The sequence below is a fragment of the Streptomyces sp. NPDC033845 genome (assembly GCF_055576225.1).
Window position 1 is genome coordinate 29825 of the sequence record NZ_JBVIRI010000006.1, and the last position, 23724, is coordinate 53548.

The 23724-nt window shown below is 73.7% G+C and carries 15 protein-coding genes and 1 pseudogene; 9 read left to right on the forward strand and 7 right to left on the reverse strand.

The genetic code is table 11. The features are described 5' to 3' along the window. Positions 1–90: 90 nt before the first annotated feature. From ACZ50K_RS14895 to ACZ50K_RS14905, 3 genes are all read right to left on the reverse strand, one after another. The gene (locus tag ACZ50K_RS14895) at positions 91–3219 is read right to left on the reverse strand and encodes a hypothetical protein (protein WP_468902529.1); all 3129 of its coding nucleotides are present in this window, start codon (positions 3217–3219) and stop codon (positions 91–93) included. Beyond that, entirely contained in the window at positions 3220–5124 is a 1905-nt protein-coding gene (locus ACZ50K_RS14900; RefSeq protein ID WP_468903207.1) for an HSP90 family protein, read from the reverse strand. It abuts the gene before it with no gap. 156 nt (positions 5125–5280) lie between these two features. Then, on the reverse strand, positions 5281–6258 hold the full coding sequence (locus tag ACZ50K_RS14905; RefSeq protein WP_468902531.1) for a hypothetical protein: 978 nt from the start codon (positions 6256–6258) through the stop codon (positions 5281–5283). Positions 6259–6507: 249 nt separating this feature from the next. On the opposite strand from ACZ50K_RS14905, the gene ACZ50K_RS14910 reads away from it, so the two are divergent. The 6 genes and pseudogenes from ACZ50K_RS14910 to ACZ50K_RS14935 all read left to right on the forward strand — a co-directional run. Continuing rightward, entirely contained in the window at positions 6508–7620 is a 1113-nt protein-coding gene (locus tag ACZ50K_RS14910) for a hypothetical protein (protein ID WP_468902534.1), read from the forward strand. A gap of 188 nt (positions 7621–7808) precedes the next feature. Then, positions 7809–8603 carry a hypothetical protein gene (locus ACZ50K_RS14915; protein WP_468902535.1) on the forward strand — a complete coding sequence of 265 codons (795 nt, stop codon included), beginning with the start codon at positions 7809–7811 and terminating at the stop codon, positions 8601–8603. A gap of 113 nt (positions 8604–8716) precedes the next feature. Further along, on the forward strand, positions 8717–9373 hold the full coding sequence (locus ACZ50K_RS14920; protein ID WP_468902538.1) for a hypothetical protein: 657 nt from the start codon (positions 8717–8719) through the stop codon (positions 9371–9373). Next, positions 9364–10650 (forward strand): DUF6357 family protein, encoded by a 1287-nt coding sequence (locus ACZ50K_RS14925; RefSeq protein WP_468903210.1) that lies wholly within the window; start codon positions 9364–9366, stop codon positions 10648–10650. Before ACZ50K_RS14920 ends, ACZ50K_RS14925 begins: the two co-directional genes overlap by 10 nt. A 247-nt stretch (positions 10651–10897) precedes the next feature. Next, the gene (locus ACZ50K_RS14930) at positions 10898–11680 is read left to right on the forward strand and encodes an SAM-dependent methyltransferase (RefSeq protein ID WP_468902541.1); all 783 of its coding nucleotides are present in this window, start codon (positions 10898–10900) and stop codon (positions 11678–11680) included. A 14-nt stretch (positions 11681–11694) separates the two neighbouring features. Then, positions 11695–12198: pseudogene (locus ACZ50K_RS14935) on the forward strand (M24 family metallopeptidase); the annotation flags it as partial. A gap of 179 nt (positions 12199–12377) precedes the next feature. Here the strand turns inward: ACZ50K_RS14935 and ACZ50K_RS14940 are convergent. Beyond that, positions 12378–13727: a phosphotransferase gene (locus ACZ50K_RS14940; protein ID WP_468902544.1), complete on the reverse strand. Its 1350-nt coding sequence runs from the start codon at positions 13725–13727 to the stop codon at positions 12378–12380. Positions 13728–13862: 135 nt separating this feature from the next. On the opposite strand from ACZ50K_RS14940, the gene ACZ50K_RS14945 reads away from it, so the two are divergent. Together ACZ50K_RS14945 and ACZ50K_RS14950 are read left to right on the forward strand one after the other, a co-directional pair. Then, positions 13863–14366 (forward strand): UBP-type zinc finger domain-containing protein, encoded by a 504-nt coding sequence (locus ACZ50K_RS14945; RefSeq protein ID WP_468902547.1) that lies wholly within the window; start codon positions 13863–13865, stop codon positions 14364–14366. Between the two features lie 126 nt (positions 14367–14492). Next, on the forward strand, positions 14493–17909 hold the full coding sequence (locus ACZ50K_RS14950) for an alpha/beta fold hydrolase (protein WP_468902550.1): 3417 nt from the start codon (positions 14493–14495) through the stop codon (positions 17907–17909). A gap of 140 nt (positions 17910–18049) precedes the next feature. On the opposite strand, the gene ACZ50K_RS14955 is transcribed toward ACZ50K_RS14950, so the two are convergent. The 3 genes from ACZ50K_RS14955 to aceA all read right to left on the reverse strand — a co-directional run bounded on the left by ACZ50K_RS14955 (position 18050) and on the right by aceA (position 21983). Continuing rightward, complete coding sequence (locus ACZ50K_RS14955; RefSeq protein WP_468902553.1) at positions 18050–18940, reverse strand: 3-hydroxybutyryl-CoA dehydrogenase; 891 nt, start codon at positions 18938–18940, stop codon at positions 18050–18052. Then, positions 18937–20586 carry a malate synthase A gene (gene aceB, locus ACZ50K_RS14960; protein WP_468902555.1) on the reverse strand — a complete coding sequence of 550 codons (1650 nt, stop codon included), beginning with the start codon at positions 20584–20586 and terminating at the stop codon, positions 18937–18939. The genes ACZ50K_RS14955 and aceB overlap by 4 nt, the downstream gene beginning before the upstream one ends. A gap of 110 nt (positions 20587–20696) precedes the next feature. After that, the gene (aceA, locus tag ACZ50K_RS14965) at positions 20697–21983 is read right to left on the reverse strand and encodes an isocitrate lyase (RefSeq protein WP_468902557.1); all 1287 of its coding nucleotides are present in this window, start codon (positions 21981–21983) and stop codon (positions 20697–20699) included. Positions 21984–22302: 319 nt separating this feature from the next. Here aceA and ACZ50K_RS14970 point away from each other — a divergent pair, with 319 nt between their 5' ends. Next, on the forward strand, positions 22303–23721 hold the full coding sequence (locus tag ACZ50K_RS14970; RefSeq protein WP_468902559.1) for a short-chain fatty acyl-CoA regulator family protein: 1419 nt from the start codon (positions 22303–22305) through the stop codon (positions 23719–23721). Positions 23722–23724 lie beyond the last annotated feature (3 nt).

Sequence of the window (23724 nt, forward strand, 5' to 3'; positions counted from 1 at the left end):
CGTCGTCCGCATCCGACCCGGCCCGGCCGGCCACCGAGAACGCCGGCCACTCCCGGCGGGGCGGGACTGACGGACACCCCGGGCGGGGGCTCAGCGGGGGCGGAACTCCTTGCGGAGGGTCTCCAGGACGTGGGCCGCGTCCGGGTGGCCGGCCTCGTGGCAGCGGGCCGCGCCCGCCGTCAGCCGGGCGACCGCCAGATCCGCGCGGTCCAGGCCGTTGCCCTCGATCAGGGCCGCCACCCGGACCGCCTCGGCCCTCGGGAGCTCACCGGCCTCGCCGCCCTCCTCGTGCGAGGCGACCGCGGACTCGGCCTCCCGCAGGGCCTCGTCGAAGCGTCCGGCCTCGGCGAGGACCCGGGCGCGCCGGTAGTGGATCTCGCCGCGCTCGTACCAGACGGCGAAGCCCTCCTCGCCGGCCGGCAGCCCGGCCAGCAGCGCGTCGGCGCGGGCCAGGTGCTCCAGCGCGGTGTCGGTGGCCCGGGTGTCCCCGGCCCCGGCGGCGTCCCCGCCGCCCTCGGCACCCGTGCCGTCCGTGCCGCTCCCGGCGGGTCGGTCGGCCGGGGCGAGCCGGGCGAACTCCCGCATCATCTGGACCACGATCGGCGGGTTGGGCGCCTCGGCGTGGGCGGCCACGGCCCGCGCGTACGCCGTGTGCGCCGCCTCCCAGCGGCCGGCCAGGGCCAGGGTGGTCGCCGTCTCGGCGGCCACCAGGGTCAGGACGGCGCCGCCGTCCTCCTCCCCGCCCCAGCCGGCCACCGTGTCGGCCAGCCGAAGCAGTTCCTCGGCTGCCGGAAGGTACTCCTCCAGATCGCGCAGGCCCCGGCCCAGGGTGAGCCGGGCCTGGGCGACGGAGCGCGCGTCCAGGGAGTCCGGGGCGTCTGCCAGGGCCGACTCCAGCACCGCCACGGCGTCGGCCTGCCGGCCCGTCCGGGCCAGGACGTCGGCGAGCATCACCCGGGTCTCGAACGCGTTGGCGGGGTCCTCGGCCCGGTCGAACCGTGCGGCCGCCTCGGACAGGTGGCGTACGGCGCCGTCGGCGTCCCGCAGATGGGTGGCGGCATGCCCGAGCAGCATGTACACGGGGGCCAGTTCGAGGGTGGTGTCGTCATGGGCGACGGCGTCGGCCAGGGCGGAGTGGAGCAGGTCCGCCGCCTCCTGGGGTTGGTCCCGGGAGAGCAGGATCTGCGCCAGCTGGATGGCCGGCCGGGGCCGGCGCCAGGGCCGCCCGGCGGCCTCCAGGTCCTGGAGGGCGGCCCGGAGTTCCTGCTCCGCATCCGCCATCGCGTCCCGACGGGCCAGCAGATCGGCCCGGAACTGCCGGGCGTTGGCCGCCTGGTGGGGGAAGCCGAGCCGGACCGCCTCCGAGCACAGGGCGTCGGTGCTCGCCTCGAACCGGGCGGCGAGCCCGCCGCCCCCGAGCCGGTCCGCGTCCCCGTCCGTGCCGACGGCCGTGGTCCCGTCCGCGGCCCCGGAACGCTTGCGGGCCGCCTGCGCGGCGTGCAGTGCCTGGTGGTCGAAGAAGGCGACGGAGTACAGCAGGGAGAGGTAGGACAGGATCCGTTCGGCGGGCAGGTCGGTGCCGTACGCGGCCTCCGCCCCGCCGAGCGGCTCGGCGTCGAAGGGGACCCGCGCGAGCAGTTCGTCCTTCTCCCGCAGCACCTCCGCCAGGGCGGAAGCGGTCGCCCCGGGATCGGGGGCGAAGGCCCCCGCCTCCTCGCGGGAGCCCGGGGAGGCCGTCCACACCAGGGCGCGGGCCCGGGCGGACAGCGCCTGCCAGGGCATGTCCAGCCGGGCGTAGTCGGCCACCACGCCGTCGAGCAGGGCCGCACCGCTCCGGTGGCGGTCCGCCACCCACAGCTCCCGCGCCTCGTGTTCGGCGCATTCCGCGCGCAGCAGCTCGACGGGCCCGAGGGACTCCTCGTGGGGCTCGCCGGCCCCGGTCGCCGCGGCGAGCCGTTCCCCGACCAGGGCCCAGAGCCGGCTGTCGCCCGGGTGTCCCTCGCGGGACAGCCGGCGTGCCTCCCGTACGAGCGCGGGGAACTCCTCGGGGGCCGCCGGGCGGGCGGTGCCCGGGACGGCGGTCGGCGCGGCCGGACGGGCCGCCGCCGGGGTCAGCGGTGCGCGCAGGCCCAGCGGCAGCGGCTCGTCGAGCACCGGGCGGAGCGCCAGCCGGGCGCGGCGGCGGTCGCCCACGGCGCCGGTGCCGTTGCGGGCGTCGAAGGCGTCGGCGAGGGCGCCGGCCTCGGACCCGACCCGGGCCAGGAGTTCCGCGGCCGTCCAGGTGCGGCCGGCCGGTCCGGCCACGACGGTCTCCCCGTGGCCGTCCTCGACGAGCCTGGCCAGGAACACCTCCACGCCGGTGAGGAAGCGCAGATGGTCGAGCGGGGCACCGGTGGCCTCGAACAGGGAGCGGTTCTCCGCGAGGATCTCCAGGCCCCGGCCCTCGTTCCGGGAGTGCGCGCAGAACTCCAGGTGGAAACCGACCTCGGCCTGGGTGCCGCTGTTCCCGCGCACCTTGCGGTAGCCGGTCAGGTGGTGGGAGCGCGCCTCGTCGGCGCGGCCGGCCCGCAGCAGCGGCAGCAGTGCCCGCGCCTGGCTCGTCTGCGGTTCCTCGCTGCACCCCTGCTCGCGGTCGAGGACCGGCCGCCAGACGTCCAGGGCGGCCGCGTCCACGCCGTCGGCGACCAGCTTCAAGGCGTGGTGCCGGGTCTCGCAGGCCTCGCAGTCGCTGAGCTCGGTCCGGGGCCGGGTGGCCCACAGGTCGTAGGCGTCGTCGGTGCCGGTACCGGTGTGCCGCGCGAGGTGGTAGCGCATCGCGGCCACCGGCTGCACGCCGTGCTCGGCGGCCTCGTAGCGTTCCCGCATCCGGTCGATCCAGCCGCTGATGCCGGTCAGCGGCACCTCGGGCACCTGGAGCAGCGAGGTGGCCACCCACTTGAACCGCCAGAAGACCTGGTGGGCCTCGTAGCGGTCGAAGCTGTCGGGGGAGGAGTCCCACAGCTTGAGGATGCGGGCGAAGACCACGGGCGCCTTGCGGTGCTCGCCGGTGAACTCGTACGCCGTCATCAGTTCCAGCAGCGCCGTGACGAGGACCTCCGGTTTCTCGAAGGCCTCGGCGGTCTCGACGAGTTCCTCGGCGGTCACGGTGCGCGTCAGCCCGTGCGGGCGCTCGTGGTTCTCGCGGAGCGCCTCGACGACGGCCTCGGGGGTGTCCAGCATCTACGGTTCCTTCCTGGGCCCGGGGCCGTCGGCCGCCTCGCCGGGGTGGTGCATGGCGTGGGTGAGCAGGCCGATGAAGGCCCGGTTGAGCAAGGCGCTCTCGCTGGCGCGCAGCGGGCGCCGGCTCAGCAGCAGGGCCTGCCCGTAGAGGGCTTCGGCCGTGGTCACGGCCAGACCGCGCTCGCCGATGGTGAGTGCCTGCCGGACCAGCGGGTTGAGATGGTTCAGGACGAGCTGGGCGCGCGGGGTCTCCTCGCGGAGGGCGCCCAGGATGTCGGCCCACAGGCCGTCCCCGTCGGCCGCCAGCCCCGACCGGGTGCGTTCGTGCCGGGCCTCGCGGTTGTCCAGCAGCAGCGCCGGCGCCGTCACCGGCTGGAAGTCCCGCAGCACCACGTCGCAGTCGTGGGCGCCGATCGTCTCGCGGGCGTACCCCAGGAAGGCGGCGGCCCGCAGCTCGGCCCCGGGGTCCACGGAGTCGAGGTGGGCGGTGACGGTGGCCGGGTCGAGGTCGGTGACCGTGGTGCCGGGCCGGATCTCGGGCAGCCGGTGGACCAGGTCGCGGTCGTAGGTGTAGCCGCCGTTGACGACCCCGAGCCCGGCGGCCGAGGCGATCGGCGCCACCTGCCGGAACTCCTCCACGCTGCGCGCCACCAGCAGCGTCGGATGGGTCCGGGCGAACTCCTCCAGGGTGACGTTGCCGTCGGTGGTCTCGAACGGCAGCCAGGGCAGCACGATCCGCAGCAGCTCGTCGTCATGGCGGGCGAGCGCCTTCACCGCCAGGTGATGGGTGTCGATGAACCGGTGCAGCAGGGCCGGGTCCCGGGCGGCCAGCCCGGTCAGCCAGTCCCGGATCCGGTCGCCGAGGGCGTCGCGCACCGCGGACAGCGTGCCGTCCTCGTACAGCGACTCGCGGGAGGCGGTCGGCCGCAGACTGCTGGTGTCCACCACGCACCGCACGAAGAACGCCCAGTCCGGCAGCAGTTCGGGCGCCTGGTCGGTGAGCAGCATCCCCTTGAGGTGCACCCGGTGCCCGGCCCGCTGGGCGGGGCTGACCGGGGTCGGCTGGACGTAGGCGACCCCGCGCAGCCCGGCGGCCGGCAGGTCCAGTTCGATGGTGTCCAGCGGGGCGAAACCGAAGAGCTCCCGGCAGTACGCGGCGTACGCCTCGCGCTTGGCGAGCGGCGAGCGGTGGTCCCGCTCCCACGGCGGCGCCTCGTTGACCCGGTGGCTCACCCCGTGCCCGTCGACGACGGTCACCTCGTGGCGCAGCAGCCCGCCGTAGTGCCGGGCGAGCGAGACCACCTGCTGCGGCGAGGTCCACTCGGCGTTGTCCGCCCGCGGGACCAGCTTCACGGTGGTGCCGGGCTCCGGAAGCGTCGCCGGGGGGAGGGTCCTGATCGTGTACCGGCCGTCGGAGTGGCCCCGCCACTCGACGGTGGGCGCGTCCGGTTCGGCGGCGGACCGGCTCAGCACGGTGATCTCGTCGGCGACGACGAAGCAGGCCAGCAGCCCGATCCCGAACTGGCCGATGAACTCCCCGCGCGCCGCGTCCAGTCCGGCACCGTCCAGCGCGCCGTCCGCGGTCCGCTTGGAGCTGCGCCCGATGGTGGCGAGGAAGCGGTGGACATCGGCCTCGGACAGACCGATGCCGGTGTCCGTGACGGTCAGGGTCTCCCCGGTGCGCACGGTGATCGTGCCGACGCTCCCGGGGGTGAGCGCCTGCCGTGCGGTGATGGCGTCGACAGCGTTCTGCAGCAGCTCGCGGAGATAGACCCGGGGGCTGGAGTAGAGGTGGTGGGAGAGCAGGTCGACCAGGCCGCGCAGGTCCACCTGGAAGGTGTGGGCGGTCGACGGGCCTTCGGCGGCCGGCGGCTGCGGCTCGGGACGGGAGGGTGACGGGGGCAGGGACACCTGGAGCGGTCCTTCGGTACGGGGTGACGGCGCGGCTGTCGCCGTCGGCGGTCGGGTGCGGGAGGTGCGGGGGAGTACGGGCGCTGCGGGGCTGCGGTGGTCGGCGGCTGCGGCGGTCGGCGGGACGGGCGGCGCCGGCCACCGGGCCGGTCAGCGCCCGGAGTTGACGCGGTGCTGCCGGTACGCCTTGGCCGGGTCCGCGCCGTTGAGGTAGTACCAGGGGAACTTGGTGACCCGTCCCTCGGTCGCCCGGAAGCACTCCCGGGCGGAGGCCCGGTCCCCGGCCAGCGCGAAGGCCATGGCGAAGGTGTTCCGGACCTGGAGCGTGCCGGGGCCGGGCACGAAGTCCGGGTGCCGGATGGAGTGGTCGGCCGCCGCGCGGAGCGAGGCGGCGACCTCGTCCCGGCGGATGTAGCGGGAGTCCTCACCGGAGTCGAGGGCCAGCCAGTGCTCCAGGTGCGCGACCGCCACCAGCTGCCCCAGCAGGGTCCCGCCGGGGGCGCCGAAGGCGGAATCGCGGGCGAACCCGTGCATCTCCTCGTGGGAGCCGCCCCACTTCTCGCAGACCTGCTGCAACCGCTGCTGGTGCGCGCCCAGATGCTGCGGGGAGCGGCGCACGGTGGCCTCGAACCGGCGCCGCGCCACCTCCTGCCCGACCTGGAGGCCGCGGCCGGTCACCTGGAGCCCGTACCAGGGCGAGATCCAGCCCGGTTCGCGCTCGGCCACCTCGTACAGCCAGCCCTCTGCCACGGCGAGCCGCTCGTGGAAGACCCGGAACTGCTCCCGGGAGACCTGGGAGGCGCTGGCGCCGGTCCGGGCCTCCCAGGCCCAGCTGATGTGACGGACGGCCGCCACCAGGCGGGGCAGCGGGGCCTCCGGCTCCGCTGCCACGACCCGGGCGATCCAGCGTTCGGTACCGGTGACCTCGCTGACGGCCCACAGGAGACCGGTGCGGTCCTCGCTCTCCGGACGCGCTTCGAGCACCTCGCGTACGCCGGCCCAGTCCGCGGCCTCGGCGGCCGCGCGGACGCGCCGGGCGTCCGGGTCTCCGGAATCCTCGTCGACGGCGGCGACGGGCCGTCCCGCCCACCGTCCGAGTCTGGTTCCCACGCCCTTGAGCAACGCCATTCCCCCACCCCTTGCCGGATCGCACGGGCGGCGATGATCGCCCCACCCGTGGACGTAGTGACTACCATGCGCGACCGACAATCGCACATCCGTTTTCCCCGGTTCCCGTCGGCCCCGGGTGGCGCTCGCTCTCGGTCACCGCGCCCCCGCCCGCCCTGGCCGCGAGCCTCCGCTCCCGGCCCTGACCTCGATATTTCCCTGCCCAAAGCTATTGCGGAGAGTGACCGAACCGGGGGAGGATCTGCCGCCGTGACACTCTTCCTCGGCGCCGTCCTCCTCGGCTTCCTCGCCCTCCTCTACCGCGTGCTGGTCGTGCCCCGCACCACCGCCACCTGGGTCCAGCGGCAGTTCACCGCCTCCGACTACGGACTCCCGCCCCGCGAGGCCCTCGACCCCGGCCGCCCCGGACCGCCGCCCGCCGACCACCTCCGGGCCGCCCGGCAGGCCGTCGCCGACGCCGCCTGGGAAGGACACTGGGAGACCGCGCGAGGCCACCTCCAGGAGGCGGGCGAGGACTGGGACGAGCGCTGGAACCGCCTCGAACTCCTCCAGCACATCGCCCAGCAGGACGACGCCTGGCTGCACGCCTGGCGCCGCGCACGGCCGGACGACTGCGACGCCGCCACCCTCCAGGCCGGCCTGATGGTCCACCAGGCCTGGGCGATCCGCGGCAGCGCCTACGCCGACGCCGTCCCCGTCGAGGACATGGACCGGTTCCGGGCACTGCTCCCGGCCGCCATCGAGGAGGCCCGCAAGGCCGCCCTCCTCGACCCCGCCAACCCCGGCCCCTGGGTGGTCATGGTCACGGCCGCGCGCGGAGCCCAGTACAAGCCGGCCCAGTTCAAGAAGCTCTGGGAGGGGCTCGTCGCCCGCGCCCCGCACCACTACGAGGGCCACTGGCAGGCCCTCCAGTACTGGTGCGCCAAATGGTTCGGCAGCGACCGCCTGATGATGCGGTTCGCCGGCCGGGCCGTCCGCACGGCACCGCCCGGCAGCCCGCTGGCCGGGATCTACCTGCACGCCCTCGCCGAACTCGACGGCCGGCCCGGCGGCGGAGGCCCGGTCGCCACCCCCTTCTGCCGGAACAAGCTCCGGCAGGTCGCCGCCTCCTTCGACCGGGTCGACCCGCAGGACGAACGACTGCCCGCCCTGCGGCACCTCCTCGCCCACCACATGATCCGGTCCCTGATGTACAAGGCGGCGCTGGAACAGTTCCGCCTCATCGGGCCCTGGTGCGGGGCCGAGACCTGGCGCAAGGCCGGAGACCCCGTACGGGCCTTCGAGAACGCCCGGGGCACCGCCGCCAAGCTCTCCCGGGCCCGCCGCGCACCGGCCCCCAGCAGCCACGGCATCGGCCACTGACCCGGGCCCCCGGTCCTCCGCCGACGCCCCTGACCGAGCCCCGGTGTGCGGGGCCCGCGCGGGCCTTGCGTAGGGTGGGACGGCTTCCCGGCCCGCCCGCCGTCGGCGACGGCCACGCCGCAGCCGGTGCCGCGTGCACCGGCGCCGGGAGCACGACCACCGCACGCACCACCCGGGGGATACCTGCCATGCGCCACTCGCGCCTCGTCCGACGCTCCGTCACCACCGTCTCCGCCCTCTCCTTCGCCCTGCTCCTCACCGCCTGCGGCTCGAAGGACGGCGACGCCGAGGGCAAGTCCGCCGCCTCGGTAAAGCCGGAGAACTCGGCCGCCGCCCAGGCCCAGACCCCGCAGACCAAGGGCAAGACGGACGCCGAGCTGTCCGCCCTGCTGCTCACCAAGGCCGACGCGCCCAAGGACCACGTGGTCAAGGCGCCCACGGCGGCCCAGCTCGCGGCCCTCAAGGGCTCCAGCGACAAGGCCGAGTGCAAGCCCGTCGTCCAGGCCTCCTCGATGGAGCCCCAGGGCACCGCCACCGGCGTGGCCCGCACCTCGGTCGCCGGCACCACCGGCAAGCCCGCCGACCCCAACGCCTCCGAGGAGGAGAAGATGTTGGCCGGGCTGGAGATGCTGTCCGGCTCCGTGGGCACCTCCGTCACCCTCACCTCCTACGACGGCAAGGGCGCCGAGGAGGCCTTCGCCGCGTTCAAGGCGGCCGGCCAGGCCTGTGCGTCCGGGTACGTGCTCGACCAGGACGGCGAGAAGGTCAAGATCAACAAGGTGCTGCCCGGGGAGGCCGTCACCGCCGGAGACGAGGCCGTCTCCTTCATCGCGGACTTCGGCGACGCCGAGACCCCGATGGCCGCCCAGCTGGTCGTGGTCCGCAAGGGCGGCACCCTGGCGACCTTCGCCGTCCAGAGCCTGGCCGGCAAGCCGAAGCTCCCGCAGGCCGTCATCGACGCCCAGCTGAAGAAGCTCGCCTGACCCCCACCGGGCACCTCCCGCACCCCCGGCGCCGTCCGAAGGCGCCGGGGGTGCGCGTTTCCGGCTGGACTACGCTGAGGCAACCCGCACGCCTGAACGAAGGACGCCCGCACATGGCCCGCCCCTACCGCCCCGGACCGAAGCGGTTCGTCCTCGCCGCGGGAGACGGCACCGACCGGCAGATCTCCGCGGGCGACCCCCAGGAGGCCTATGTGGCCTTCTCCGCGTTCTACCGCGACCGGGCACCCGACGACACCTGCACCATCAGGGACGAGGCGGCGGGCCAGAGCCTGGTCCTGATGCCCGCCCGAGGCCTGATCCGCCGCACCCTGGACGCCGACCCGCCCCGGTCCGAGTTCCTCAGGACCGACCGGCCCAACCGCTACACGCCGGCCGCGATGCTGTTCTTCGAGAACGGGTACGCCGGCCTCGACCGCTACGGCCAGTGGTTCGCCGACCCCGCAGCCCTGGACGCCACCCCCGAGGCCCGGGGCGCCGCCCGCGCCGCGACGATCACCACGGAAGCGGCGGCCGTCGAGGAACTCGCCCGGATCTGGGCGGACTCCGGCCACGTCGACCCCACCGACCAGTACCACGTCTTCTTCGACTCGCACGGCGCCGACGAGGACCGGGCCGACCGGGCCACCCTGCTCGCCCTGATCGCGTTCCTGGGAATCGAACGGGTCGACACCCCGGCCGGAGCCGCGTCCGGCGAGGTCTGGGTCCGCACCGACGCACGCCTCGACGCCGAATGCGCACGATGGTCATGAGCGGCTCCCGCAGGCCCGAAACCGTCTTCACCCGCATGACCGGCTGGATCCCCCAAGTGATCAGCCAGGACGGCGGGCTGAAGCTGATGCTCGGCGCCGGGGCCGACGCCAACCACGAGCCCCGCACGTTCACCTTCCCGATCACCGAAGCCCATCTCGCGGTGATCCGCGAGGACCTCCCCAGACACCTGTTGCTGTGGAGCGCGGTCCTCCCGCTGTGCGAGGACGCCGGTACCCGGGGCCCGCTCGACGAGGACGCCGCCACCGCACTCCTCGACCCGGTCCTCCTCGGCCCGCCCGCCGGCATCGACGCCCTCTTCCGCCGGATCCGCTGGGACCGGAGCCGCCTCATCGCCCACGGGGCCGACATCGCCCTGCTGGAGAGCGGCCGGGTGCACGCGTCGATGCGTACGGCCACGGAGACCTCGGACGGCAGACGAGCCGCCGAACACCACGCGAACCGCCGCCGCGCCGAACGCGGAACCGTACTCGGTCCGCTCGACACGGCACTCCTCAAGTACACCGGCCGCCACCTGCACGGCGCGACCGTCCCGAAGCGACTCCCCGACGCCGTCGACCCCGCCCTGCTGCCCGAGGTCCTGCGGGTCATCGCCACCGCGGAGCGGGCTTGCGCCGGCCTGGGCATCGGCCGCGACCCGCGACGGGGCAGGCACGCCACCGACAAGCGCGACTGGAACCGACTGGAGTCGGCGGTGCAAGCGGCCGTCCGCCGCGCACACCCGGAGCTCGTCGACGACGCGGTGGGCACCGTGAGCCTCCTGATGTGCTCGGAGGCGGCGGCCCGCGGCAGGAAGACCCCCCTTGAGGGCGAAGGGGACCCCGCCGACGGCCGTGCCGACTCCGGCGGCCCCGCCGCCAAGACGGCCCTGACGTTCACCGACGACAAGAACGCCGAGAAGAAATGGCTGCGGTCCGGCCCGCGCTCCGCGGCGGCGGAGTTCTGGGAGTTCGTGGCCGACCGCGCCACCCGCGCCAACGAGGTCTTCACCATCGAGGACGAGGAACTCGGCGAGGGCATCCAGGTCCACTTCTACGCCGACTCCATCGCCCGGATCACCACCCTGCGCCCGGGCCGGGGCGGCGCGGAGCCGGAGTACCGGGTCGAGTACGCCCTGGTCGACGGGATGGCCGGCTACCGCGCCCTGGTGAACACCTTCGTACGCGGCGGCTGCGCGGCCCTCGACCGGCACGGGCCGTGGATCTCGGACGTGGCCGAGTTCGAACGAGCCCGCCGAAGCCGCCGCACCACCCGCTGACCCGCCGACCCGCTGACCCGCCGCCCCGCTGACCCGCCGACCCGGCGATCGGCTGAGCACCCACCTCGTCCATGCCGACAACACGCACCTGCATGCCCATAGTCCGATTCTCCAAGCATCCGCCAGGCAGCAGACCTATATAGGCTAGTGAATGCAAGATGGAGATCCGCGTCCATCGGCCCGCCGCCGCAACCTGGGGCGCCGGGGGAGTTACTCCTGTTCCTGCTCACGAGGCGAGGTCAAGGACATGACCGCAGTCACCCACGTCGCTGCCGCCCACGCCGACGGCCCGGCCGAGGCCCCGTCGGCCGCCGGGCCCGGCCGCGCTGCCCGTCGCGGACCCGACTTCCGTATCGCCCGGTTCGTCGCGGAAGCCCTGGGCGGCGCCCGAAAGGTGCTGAACGCGGGCGGCGGGCCCTACGGGAACGCGCCCCGGGCGCTGCCGGACCCGTCGGCCCCGGCCCAGCCCCGGCGCCCCGCCGGCCCGGCCGGCACGGTCGCACCCCTCTCCGAGGAACTCCCCTACACCGACGGGGAGTTCGAGGCGGCCATGACCCTGTTCAGCGTCCTCCGCTGGAGCGAGGTCGACGTGGCGGCCGCACTGCGCGAGGTCCGGCGGGTGACCTCCGGCCCCGTGGTCGTCCTGACCTGCGATCCACGGACCGTCCGCGACTTCTGGCTCCACGCCTACGCCCCCGAGGTCCTGGAGGCCGAGGCCCGCGGCTATCCGCCCATCGCCGAACTCACCGCGGCCCTCGGCGGCAGGACCACCGTACGGGCCGTCCCCGTACCGCTGGACTGCACGGACGGCTTCAACGAGGCCTACTACGGCTGCCCCGAACTCCTCCTGGACCCCGGGGTCCGCCAGGCCAGCCCGGCCTGGAGCTTCATCGACGACGGCGTCCGGACCCGCTTCGACGAGAACCTCCGCCGCGACCTGGCCTCCGGAGCCTGGGACGAACGCTTCGGCCACCTGCGCACCCAGCCGGCCTACGAAGGCTCCCTGGTCCTCCTCCGCGCCACCCCCTGACCCGCGATCCGAACCTCCGATCCGGCCCGCACACCCTCTTCCCGTACAAGGAGAACCCGCCGGACCGGATCATCGGCGAGGACGACGTCGCCTTCGCCGACTTCGGCCCCATCTTCGAGGAGTACGAGGCGGACTTCGGACGCACCTTCGTCTTCGGCGACGACCCCGCCAAACACCGGCTCCGCGAAGACCTCTCCACCCTCTTCACCGCCGGCCGGAAGGCCTTCCACGCCGGTCCGGACATCACCGGCCGCCGCCTGTACGCGGAGGTCGAACGCCTGGCCGCCGACCGGGGCTGGACCCTGGGCGGCTGGCACGCCGGGCACCTGGTGGGGGAGTTCCCCCACGAACTGATCGACGGCGCCCGCGCCGAGTCCTACATCACCCCCGACAACACCCACCCCCTCCGCCGCACCGACCGCACCGGTCACCGCTGCCACTGGATCCTGGAGATCCACCTCATCGACCCCCGAGGCGGCTTCGGCGGCTTCCACGAACAACTCCTCGACCTCGCCTGACACCCCCGGAGCCCCGTGGTCGTCCCGCCCGATCTGACCGGCTGTCACGAGGGCCCGCCGCCAACCTCGTCTCCGGGCGGGCCCGGCTGCTGGACCGGATCAACCCCGCCTGGGGCAGCGGGTTCCGCCACGGTCGGGGGGCGGGCGCTGACCGCTGAACGATGCCGCCTCGACCGCCGCTACCCCGTCCAGGCGAGGGCCCGGCGGAGCTCGGTCACCGGATCCGTCTCGTGGTACGGGCGCTCGCTGGTCTCGATGTGGTCCAGGAACTCCTGGTACCGCACCGCGTAGGCGAGATGGAACAGCGGCTCGACGAGCTCCAGGGCGCGCTCGGGATCCGAACCGGGCACCTGCTCCCGCCAGGCCCGCGCCCACACCGAGGCGATCTGTGTCCACCGCTCCTCCTCGACGAACTGGCGCGGGCGCAGCCCGTCCAGGGCGGGGTGGCCGTACGCGGCGTCCGCGTAGTCCACGACCGCGGCCCGGGTGGCATCGGAGTCGGACCGCCAGTTTCCGGAGTGGAAGTCGCCGTGGACGAGGGTGTGCGGCAGCCCGCAGGCGGCCAGCTCCTCGATCAGTGCGGGCAGCCGTGCGGCGAGGGCCCGTGCGGACGCCAGCTCCTCGCACGTCAGCCGGTCCTCGGGCGGCCCGCTCGAACCGTCGGCCGCCGCTCCGACTGCGCCCACGCCCGCGCCTGCGGCTCCGGATACCGGTCCGGATACGGCTCCGGATACGGCTCCGGATGCCGCCGGGAGCCGGTCGAGCAGTGCGTTCACCTGCGCGACCAGGGCGGCCGGGGTACGGTCGCGCAGCCCGGCCGCCGCCGCCCGACCGTCGGCGGCCAGGGCGGCCTGGGCCGCGACCAGACGCGGCACCACGGCGACGACCTGCTCGGCGGACGGCGTCCAGAGGTCCTCCCCGGGCAGGTGGTCGATCAGCAGCCGGCCACGCCCCGCGTCCGAGTCCAGGACGGTCGGCACCAGGGTGGGGTCGACGGAGCCGAGCAGGGAGATCACCCGGCCCTCGGAGGCGTTGAACGCCGGGTTGGCGACCTTCAGCCAGGCGTGACCGCCGTCAGCGGTCCGGAAGCGGAACAGTCCGGACAGGTTCCAGGACCGGACCTGCTCGGGCCGGCCGGTGCTCGGACGGCCCGCCCGGTCCAGCACCGCCCGCGCCCAGTCGAGTGCTTCCCGCAGCCCGGCCGGGGTGGCCCAGTCCGCCCTGAGTCCGGCCGGCCCGAGCATCGCGGCGACCCCGCGCCCCATGGGCCGGGAGGCCGTCCCGACCGGCCGCTCCAGCGCTTCCAGGTGGTAGACCACGTGCCCGCCGTGTCCGCTGCTGCCGTCGTTCGGCGCGTACACGAGCCGCAGCACCATCACGGGTACGCCGAGCTCTGCGGACACCCGCTCCACGAGGGGACCGGTGGACCACCACCAGCCCTCGGCCATCTCGTACGGACCGAACACCCCGAAGTAGCTGTCACCATGGGTGAGATGGATGCTGACGGTGCGACCGCTCGACTGTGCCATCCGCCCAATGTCCCGCCCCGACCCGGCCCGCGCCAACCGTTTTCCACCGCCCGGACGGCCCGACACTGCCGTGGACCACCACTGGATCGTCGGCCGTGCATCCGTTCCGTGCCCGGGCCGCGAAGCATGAAGGGGATGGCCGAGACGGGACGGGACGAGACGAGGCGAGCCATGGCGGGGCGAGCGGAGAACGACGGCACGGACATCCGGCAGCCGGCCGTCACCAGGGGCCGTGGCGGGTCCAGCGGGTCCAGCGGATCCGAGAGCGCGAGGCAGGGCACGGACCACCGGACGGGCTCGGTTCTGGTACCCGCCGCCGGCTGGCAGCCGGCTCCCGACGGCGGACGGGCCCGGCCCCGGCCGTGCGGGCACCTGGACGGCGGGGGACCGCCCCCGGCACCACTGCCCGTGACCGGCTGCGCCGAGTGTCTGGCGGCGGGCCGTGAGGACTGGATCCACCTGCGCGTCTGCCTGCTGTGCGGGCACAACGGCTGCTGCGACAGCTCCCCGGGCACCCACGCCTACCGGCACGCCTCCGAAACCGGACACCCGATCGCCGCCGCCGCCGAACAGCCCTGGGCCTGGTGCTACGCCGACGAGGTCTTCCTGATTCAGGGGAACTCGGAGAGCGAGGGCTGATGGTGCCCTGCCGGAGGGTGGGCAGGCCCCGGCGGAGGAGTTCGGCAGGAGGCGTGTGGTCCACGGCCCGCTGGGTAGGAAACCTCCCCGTGCCGAGGGGGCGGGGCAGCACCGGGAAGGGGGCACATGGGCGGGGAAGACCGGCTGGGCGTCGTCTTCGTCCACGGCTTCGCGTCCGGACCCAAGGTGTGGGACCGCTTCCGCGCCCTCATCGCCCAGGACACGGACCTGGAATTCGTCGATACCCGGACCGTCCAGTACGCCACGGGCTTCCGCCGACTGCGCCCCGACAGGAGCCTCCCGTCCCTGAACACCGTCGCCGACCACCTCAAGACCCTGCTCGAAACCGAGCCGCCGACGCGGCCCCTGGTACTCGTCGGACACAGCATGGGCGGCCTGGTCATCCAACGATGGCTGGTACGGATGCTCGCCGAGGGACGCGGCCAGGAACTGGCCCGGGTCCGCCGGGTCGTCCTCCTCGCCTGCCCGAACGCCGGCTCCGACATCGCCCGGGCAGCACGCAGACAGCTCCTCGGCGGCAACCCGCAGGAGCGGCAGCTGCGCACCCTCGACGAAGACGTCCGCGACACGCACGCCGCCGTACTGCGCGACATCGTCGGCGCCACAGCGGTCGGCGAACGCACCTGCCCCATCCCGTTCTCCGTCTACGCGGCCGAGAGCGACGCCGTCGTACCACGAGCCTCCGCCCAGGGGGCCTTCCCCCGCAGCGGAGTGCTGCCCGGAGACCACTTCAGCGTCGTCCAGCCCCGCTCCCGGGACCACTCCTCCTACACCGTCCTGCGCAGCCTCCTCCAGGAGGAAGCCAGCGGCACCGATCCGCCCACCGGCCGGCCGGTCTCCACGTACACGGCCAGGGCCCTTGAGGTCCACAGCGCTCCGCTTCCCGGCGCGCGGCCGGAGGACGCGGCCGACGCCCCACCCACCCCCTACCTCCGCCGCGCCCACGACACCCGCCTGCGTACGGCGCTCGAATCCGCCCTTCGCGGCGGCACGCCCCGCCTCCTCGTCCTGACGGGAGAATCGGCGACCGGCAAGACCCGCGCGCTGTACGAAGCGCTCCACGACCTGGCCCCGGACCGGCCGCTCCTCACTCCGGCCACGGCATCCGACCTCCTCGCCCTGCTGCGCGGAAGCGGAATCCCGGACGGAGCGGTGCTGTGGCTGAACGAGGCGCAGCGCTTCCTGCACGGCGCCGACGGGGAGGCCGCGGCCGAGGCACTGCACCGGCGCCTGGCACGGGACGAGCGGCCCCTGGTGGCCGTGGCGACCCTGTGGACGCGACCGTACTGGACAGAACTCACGGGCCCCGACCGCTCAGCCCACCTCCAGGCGCGGGACCTGCTGACCCATGCGGCACTGACCGTGCGCATCACCGTGCCCCCGTGTCTCGACGAAGCGGACATGAGGGCTTGGACGGCGCTGGAACGTGCGGCGGGCGACGACCGGCTGGGCCACGCCCTGGAAGCGGGCCACACCGACGGTCGCGTCGTCCAGCAGCTCACCGGCGGGCCCCAACTCCTCGACGCCTTCCAGTCAGGACCGGACACCTTCTTCACCGCACCGGAGCACGCACTGATCAGCGCGGCGCTCGACGCCAGGCGCCTCGGCCACCACGCCCCGATGTCCGCCGCGTTCCTCGCCCGTGTCGCGGACGGAGCCCTGAGCCCCCGGCAGCGCAGCGGATCCCCTGACTGGGCGGCTCGTGACCTCGCCGCGCTCGGCGAGGGCCGACGAGAGGACGGCACGCCCACCGACGCCCGCACTCTGACGGCGCTCACCGCGCTGCGACCGTACTCCGGAGCACCCGCGCTCTACGAGCCCGCCGACTATCTGGACCAGCAGGCCCGCGAACTGCGGGCGGACCGACCGCCGCACCCCGGCCTCTGGGACGCCCTGCTGGAGCACGCCGACGACCCCGGGGACCTGAATCGGCTCGGCAGCGCCGCATGGGAACGCGGCCTGCGCAGACACGCGGCCCTGCTCTGGCGCCGCAGCGTTCTCGCCGGGGACCACAAGGCTCCCGCACTCCTGGTGTCACATCTCCGAGGTCCGCTCGACCCCCTGGGATCGGTGATCGGCTGGGCGGCCGCCCACTGCCCGGTCCGGGAGTCGTTCGCCCCCCTCGACCTGCTGAAGGAGGTGGCAGCGGCAGAGGCGGACGCCGAGTCCGGAACCGAGGAGGGAACGGAAGGCGGAACGGAAGGCGGAACGGAAGGCGGAACCGGGGCCGGCCCCGGCCCGCTGGTGCGACGCACGGAGTCCCAACTGCGGGAGCGCGGAGTCCTGGAACACCTGGAGGACCTCTGCCGCAGCCCCGTCATCATGTACCCTGTCATGTCCATGCTGTGGGACGCGGGGGCCCGGACACTCTTCTTCGAACTGCTGGACCGGGGAGCCGTCGAGCGCATGGAACTCGGCCCCCCGGCGGGCTGGACAGGGCTGGCAGGCCTGCTCCGCGTCTTCAACCAGGCACAGGCGGATTCGGCCCGCGCCGCCTACCTGGCCAGGCGACCGGTCCTCCATCTGCATCGCGACGACCCCTGGGAAACGGCAGAAATGCTGCGGGAGATCGTCACGGCCGGCCCCGAGGTGGCGGCCGAAGCGGCAGAGGATCTCCTCCGGCACTGCGACCCCGCCCGCCGGACGGACATCACGGCCGGCGCCGAGGTGGCGGAGATGCTCCACCTGCTCGATGTAGTGCGCCCGATCGAGACCGAGGTACTGCTGGCCCGCGACCCGGTCGGACATGTCAACCTGAACCGTCCCCGAGACGTGGCACCACTGCTCAGGTCCCTGAAGCACATCGGTGCTCAGGAGCTGGTGGAGCGACTACTCGCACGCGACCCGGTCGCCCATGCCGACCTCGACCCGTCGTCCGTCTGGGGAGCCCTGTCGCTCCTGGGCAGCCTCGACTGGCTCGGGGCCACATCCCACGCGGCGGCACTGCGCACCCGCTTGACGGAGGAACTCTGGATCCTGGACCCGGCGGTACTCCGGGCGCTGCGGGCACATGATCCCGCACTGGTACGCGCAGCACTCACGGAGCAGTATCCCGCCCACGACCTGGACCCGGAGTACACCGGCGCCATAGGAACGGCGCTCAGCGCCTGGGCGGCAGTCGGCGACGAGGGCACCGCCGTCCGCGACCTGCTCGCACTCGACCCGACAGCACACGCGGACCTGACCTATACGGGCGATATCGCCCAACTGGTCCAGGGGCTGACGGACGTCGGAGCCGACGGAGTCCTGACGGCGCTCCTCGACAGACATCCCGCCGCGCACGCCGACCTCAACGACGCCGATGACGTACGGGCCCTGCTCCGCGCCCTGCGCGACGCGGGGGCCGACGCCGAGGCCGACGCACTGGCCGAGCGTGCATGGCAAGCGGGACTCGCCCTCCCCGCCCGGTTCCTCCCGTACGGCTGTGACCCCGACGGCCGTCGGGCGTCCCCTTGGACCTGGGACGACCTGACGGACCCCGGCACCGTGGGGCACCCGGGAGTCGGCCCCGAGGGACGGTGACGGTGAGGGCGCCGTGCACCTGCCTGTCGGCTGTCGGCTGACCGCCGGCGCGGCGGGGCGTGACGACACCACTCGTCACGTCCCGCCGCGCCCCTCAGCCGCCGGGCACCCTCAGAGCCCGGGCGGTGCGCGCCGGGGTGTCAGGCCCGGGCGTAGGTGTGGAACCCGCGGCCGGTCTTGCGGCCGAGCCGGCCCGCCTGCACCATCCGCGACAGCAGTGGGGGCGGGGCGTAGAGGGGTTCCCGGAACTCGGAGTAGAGGGATTCCGCGATGGCGGCGACGGTGTCCAGGCCGATGAGGTCGGCGAGTTCGAGCGGGCCCATGGGGTGGGCGCAGCCCAGCACCATGCCGGTGTCGATGTCGGTGCTGCTCGCGAAACCGGACTCGGCCATACGGATCGCCGAGAGGAGGTAGGGGATGAGGAGGGCGTTGACGACGAAGCCGGCCCGGTCCTGGGAGCGGATCGGGGTCTTTCCGAGGGTGTCGCGGACGAAGGTCTCCACCGTGTCCGCGACCGTGGGGCAGGTGTGGAGGGAGGTGACGATCTCCACGAGCGGCAGGACGGGGACGGGGTTGAAGAAGTGCAGGCCCAGTACCCGGTCGGCGCGGCGGGTGGCCATGCCGAGCCGCATCACGGGGATCGCCGAGGTGTTGGTGGCCAGCACCGCCTCCGGATCCTTCACGATCTTGTCGAGGGCGGCGAAGATCCCGGTCTTGGTGTCGGGGTGCTCGGTCACCGCCTCGATGACGAGCTGCCGGTCGGCGAGCTCGTCGAGATCACCGGTGAACACGAGCCGCGCCAGGACGTCCTCGGCGCTGAGCCGGTCGAGCTTGCCGCGCTGGACGGCGCGTTCCAGGGAGACGGCCACCCGTTCGCGGGCCGCGCGGGCGGCGGCGGTGGAGGTTTCGGCGACGACGGTGTCGAGTCCGGCGCGGGCGCAGACCTCGGCGATGCCGGCACCCATCTGTCCGCCGCCGACGATCCCCACCCGCCGGAGGGCAGGAGCCGTCGGGTGCGAGGGGGCGTTCACGCGGTCACCGGCCCGTCGGTGCGGCGGACGGGATGACGGGAGACGGGATGACGGGAGACGGGATGACGGGAGACGAGATGACGGGAGTAGGCCTCCGTCGTGAAGAAGGAGGGGAGCCGGACGGACAGGGCCGTGTCCACGAACAGCTCCCGGGCCTCCAGGACCAGGGCCTCCGGATCCTCCGCCGCCAGGGCGGCGCATTCGGCGTCGAGGAGGTCGATGGCCGTGCTCCGGTCCACCCGGTCGTGGCGCAGCCACTGCCAGACCTGGACGCGGGCGATCTCCGCGGTGGCGGCGTCCTCCATCAGGCCGTACAGGGCCACGGCGCCGCTGCCGCGCAGCCAGGCGTCGAAGTAGCGCAGGGCCACGGCGATGTTCGAACGGATGCCCTCCTGGGTGGGGGGCGCGGCGATTCGGCGTACGGACAGCAGGTCCGCGGCCGTGACCTCGACGTCCTCCCGGGTGCGCTCCAGCTGGTTGGGCCGCTCGCCCAGCACCCCGTCGAAGACCTCGCGGCATACGGGGACGAGGCCCGGGTGGGCGACCCAGGAGCCGTCGAAGCCGTCCTCGGCGTCCCGTTCCTTGTCGAGCCGGACCTTCGCGAGGGCGGCGGTGTTCGCCTCCGGGTCCCGGCTCGGGACATGGGCGGCCATCCCGCCGATGGCGTGGGCGCCGCGCCGGTGGCAGGTGCGGACGAGCAGCTCGGTGTACGCCCGCATGAACGGGGCGGTCATGGTGACGGCGGCCCGGTCCGGGAGCTGGAAGTCGGTGCGGTGGCCGAAGGTCTTGATCAGGCTGAAGAGGTAGTCCCAGCGGCCGGCGTTCAACCCGGCGCTGTGTTCGCGCAGTTCGTGGAGGATCTCCTCCATCTCGAACGCGGCGGTGATCGTCTCGATGAGGACGGTGGCCCGGACCGTGCCCCGGGGGATGCCCAGGAGTTCCTGGGCGAGGAGGAACACGTCGTTCCAGAGGCGGGCCTCGTAGCGGTTCTCCAGCTTGGGGAGGTAGAAGTACGGGCCGTGCCCGGCGTCGATCTGCCGTCGGGCGCAGTGGAAGAAGTACAGCCCGAAGTCGACGAGGGAGGCCGGGACGGGCCGGCCGTCGACCTCCAGGTGCTCTTCGAGGAGGTGCCAGCCGCGCGGCCGGACCATGATGGTGGCGAGGTCCGTGGCGGGGCGCAGGCGGTACTCCTTGCCCTCCGGGCTGGTGAAGTCGATGCGCCGCTCGATGGCGTCGAGCAGGGTCAGCTGGCCGCCGATGACGTTGTTCCAGGTGGGGGAGGTGGCGTCCTCGAAGTCGGCCATCCACACCTGGGCGCCGGAGTTGAGGGCGTGGACGGCCATCCGGCGGTCGGGCGGTCCGGTGATCTCCACACGGCGGTCGAGGAGCCCGGGCGCGGGCGGTGCGATCCGCCAGCCGGGGTCGGCGCGGACCGCGGAAGTGGCCAGGGGGAAGTCCAGGGGTGTGCCCGAGGCGATACGCCCGGTCCGGCGGTGGCGCTCCCTGAGGAGCTCCAGCCGGCGATCCGCGAACGCGGCGTCCAGCCGGGCGATGAAGCCGAGGGCCTCCGGGGTGAGGATCTCGTCCTGGCGTTCGGCCGGTGCGCCGAGGACTCGGACACCGGTGGTCAGGGACGTGGATGACATGCGGTTCTGCTCCTCGGCGTGGGCAGGCCGGCGCCCGGGACGGTGGTCCCCGGGCGCCTGGGAAGGGGGATGGCGGGGGAAACGGGGGAGCGGGCGAAAGCGGGACGTTCCTAGTGGAACTGTTCCTCCTCGGTGGAGCCGGTGAGCGCGGTGGTGGAGGAGGCGGGGTTGACGGCGGTGGAGACGAGGTCGAAGTAGCCGGTGCCGACCTCGCGCTGGTGCCTGACCGCGGTGAAGCCCTGGGCCTGGGCGGCGAACTCGCGCTCCTGGAGCTCGACATAGGCGGTCATGCCGTGTTCGGCGTAGCCCCGGGCCAGGTCGAACATGCCGTGGTTGAGGGAGTGGAATCCGGCGAGGGTGATGAACTGGAACTTGTAGCCCATCGCGCCCAGCTCCTTCTGGAACTTGGCGATCTGGTCGTCGTCCAGGGCCGCCTTCCAGTTGAAGGAGGGGGAGCAGTTGTAGGCCAGCATCCGGTCCGGGTACCGGGCGTGGATCGCCTCGGCGAACTCCCGGGCCTGGGCGAGGTCGGGGGTCCCGGTCTCCACCCAGATCAGGTCGGCGTACGGGGCGTAGGCCAGGCCGCGGGCGATGACGGGGGCCATGCCGTTCCGCACGCGGTAGAAGCCCTCGGCGGTGCGCTCTCCGGTGCAGAACTCGGCGTCGCGCTCGTCGACGTCGCTGGTCAGCAGGTTGGCGGCGAGGGCGTCGGTGCGGGCGATGACCAGGGTGGGGGTGTCGGCGATGTCGGCGGCCAGCCGGGCCGCGTTCAGGGTGCGGATGTGCTGGGAGGTCGGGACGAGGACCTTGCCGCCGAGGTGGCCGCACTTCTTCTCGGAGGCGAGCTGGTCCTCGTAGTGGATCCCGGCAGCGCCCGCCGCGATCATCGCCTTGGTCAGTTCGAAGGCGTTGAGGGGGCCGCCGAAGCCGGCCTCGGCGTCGGCGACGATCGGGGCCAGCCAGTCCGTGGTGTCCGTGCCGCCCTCGGCGGTGGCGATCTGGTCGGCGCGCAGCAGCGCGTTGTTGATCCGGCGGACCACCTGGGGGACCGAGTTGACGGGGTACAGGCTCTGGTCGGGGTAGGTGTGGCCGGCCTGGTTGGCGTCGGCGGCGACCTGCCAGCCGGACAGGTAGATCGCCTGGAGGCCGGCCCGGACCTGCTGGACGGCCTGGCCGCCGGTCAGGGCGCCCAGTGCGTGGACGTAGTCGAGTTCGTGCAGCTGCCGCCACAGCCGCTCGGCGCCGCGCCGGGCCAGGGTGTGCTCCTCGCGGACGCTGCCCGACAGCCGGACGACGTCCTCGGCGGAGTAGGTCCGCTCGATGCCCGCCCAGCGCGGGTCCGCGGCCCACCGCCGCGCCAGCTGCTCGGCCGCCGCCGTCGTGTTCCTGTCCGCCATGACCGTCTCCGTCTCCGTCACCTTCACCGTCTCCATCCGTGAGTCGCCGCTTCTGCCAACGCCCGTCGCAGGAGACGAGGTGCTGGCACTGTGTGCCGTCAATAGGGGGATCGCGGCCGCCGGTCCAGGTGGAGTGGAGCTGAGCAATGCTGGTCCGGCGGGCCGCACCACAGACTCTGGCAGCGGCACGGAGTGCCATCAATGAGGTACATCTGCCAAGTTCTGCGAATCTTCCGCACCGGAATTGCCAAGGTTGCGAAGGCCACCGACGAGCGATTCGCGCGTAATCTGGCACCGGACGAGCCGAAGGAGCGCAGGGGTGGGCAAGACGTACGCGGGGGCGCGGCTGCGCAGGCTCCGCGAGGAGCGCCGGATGAGCCAGGCGGACCTGGCCCGGCTGCTGGGCATCTCACCCAGCTACCTCAACCAGATGGAGCACGACTCCCGCCCGCTCACCGTGCCGGTGCTCCTGAGGCTCACCGAGGCCTTCGGCGTCGACCCCGGGTTCTTCTCCGAACGCGACACCAGCCGCCTGGTCGCCGACCTCCGCGAGGCCCTGGCCGGTGAGGTCGCCGAAGCCCGGGTCTCCCCCTCCGACCTCGCCGAACTGGCCACCCGGATGCCGGCCGTGGCCTCCGTGCTGCTGGACCTGGGCCGCCGGAGCCAGCTCCTCGCGGAGCGGCTGGCCGAAGGCGCGGACGGGGACGGACGGAACGGAACCCCGGGCACACCGCGCGCACCGCGCTCACCGCACGAGGAGATCCGGGAGTTCTTCTACCGCCGCCGGAACTACCTCCACGACACCGACCTCGCCGCCGAGAACCTGGCCCGCGAGATCGGCCTCCGCCCCGGAGAGGTGCTCCGGGTGCTGTCGGACCGGCTTACCGGCCACCACGGGATCCGTCTCGGATCCGGCTCCGACCGCCTCCACCACTACGACGCGGAGGCCCGCGTCCTGCACCTGTCCGGCCGGCTCCGCCCCGGCCAGCAGGCCTTCCGGATGGCCACCCAGCTCGCCCTCCTGGAACACGGAGCCGAGCTGGACCGGCTGGCCGCAGAGGACTTCCCGCCCGGCTCCCCGGCCCACGGGCTGGCCCGGATCGGCATCGCGAACTACTTCGCCGCCGCCCTGATCCTGCCGTACCAGGCCTTCCACCGGGCCGCCGAGGAGTTCCGGTACGACATCGAGCGGCTCACCGACCACTTCGGGCTCGGCTACGAGACGGTCTGCCACCGGCTCAGCACCCTGCAACGCCCCAGGCTGCGCGGGGTCCCCTTCTCCTTCGTGCGGGTCGACCGGGCCGGGAACATGTCCAAACGGCAGTCGGCCACCGGATTCCACTTCTCCCGGGCTGGCGGCACCTGCCCGCTGTGGAACGTCTACGAGGCCTTCGCCGCCCCCGGGCGCATCCACGTCCAGGTCGCCGCCATGCCCGACGGCCAGCGGTACCTGTGGACGGCCCGGGCCGTGACCCGGCACCGGGGCGGCTGGGGCGAGCCCGGCAAGACCTTCGCCATCGGCCTCGGCTGCGAGATCCGGCACGCCTCCCGGCTGGTCTACTCCGACGGCCTCGACCTGGACAACACGGCGGCGGCCACCCCCATCGGCATGGGCTGCCGGCTCTGCGAACGCCTCGACTGCCCCCAGCGCGCCGTCCCGCCACTCGGCCGGACCCTGGCCGTCGACGAGAACAGCAGCACCTTCATCCCCTACCCCGTGGCCCCCGACCGGGTCTGACGA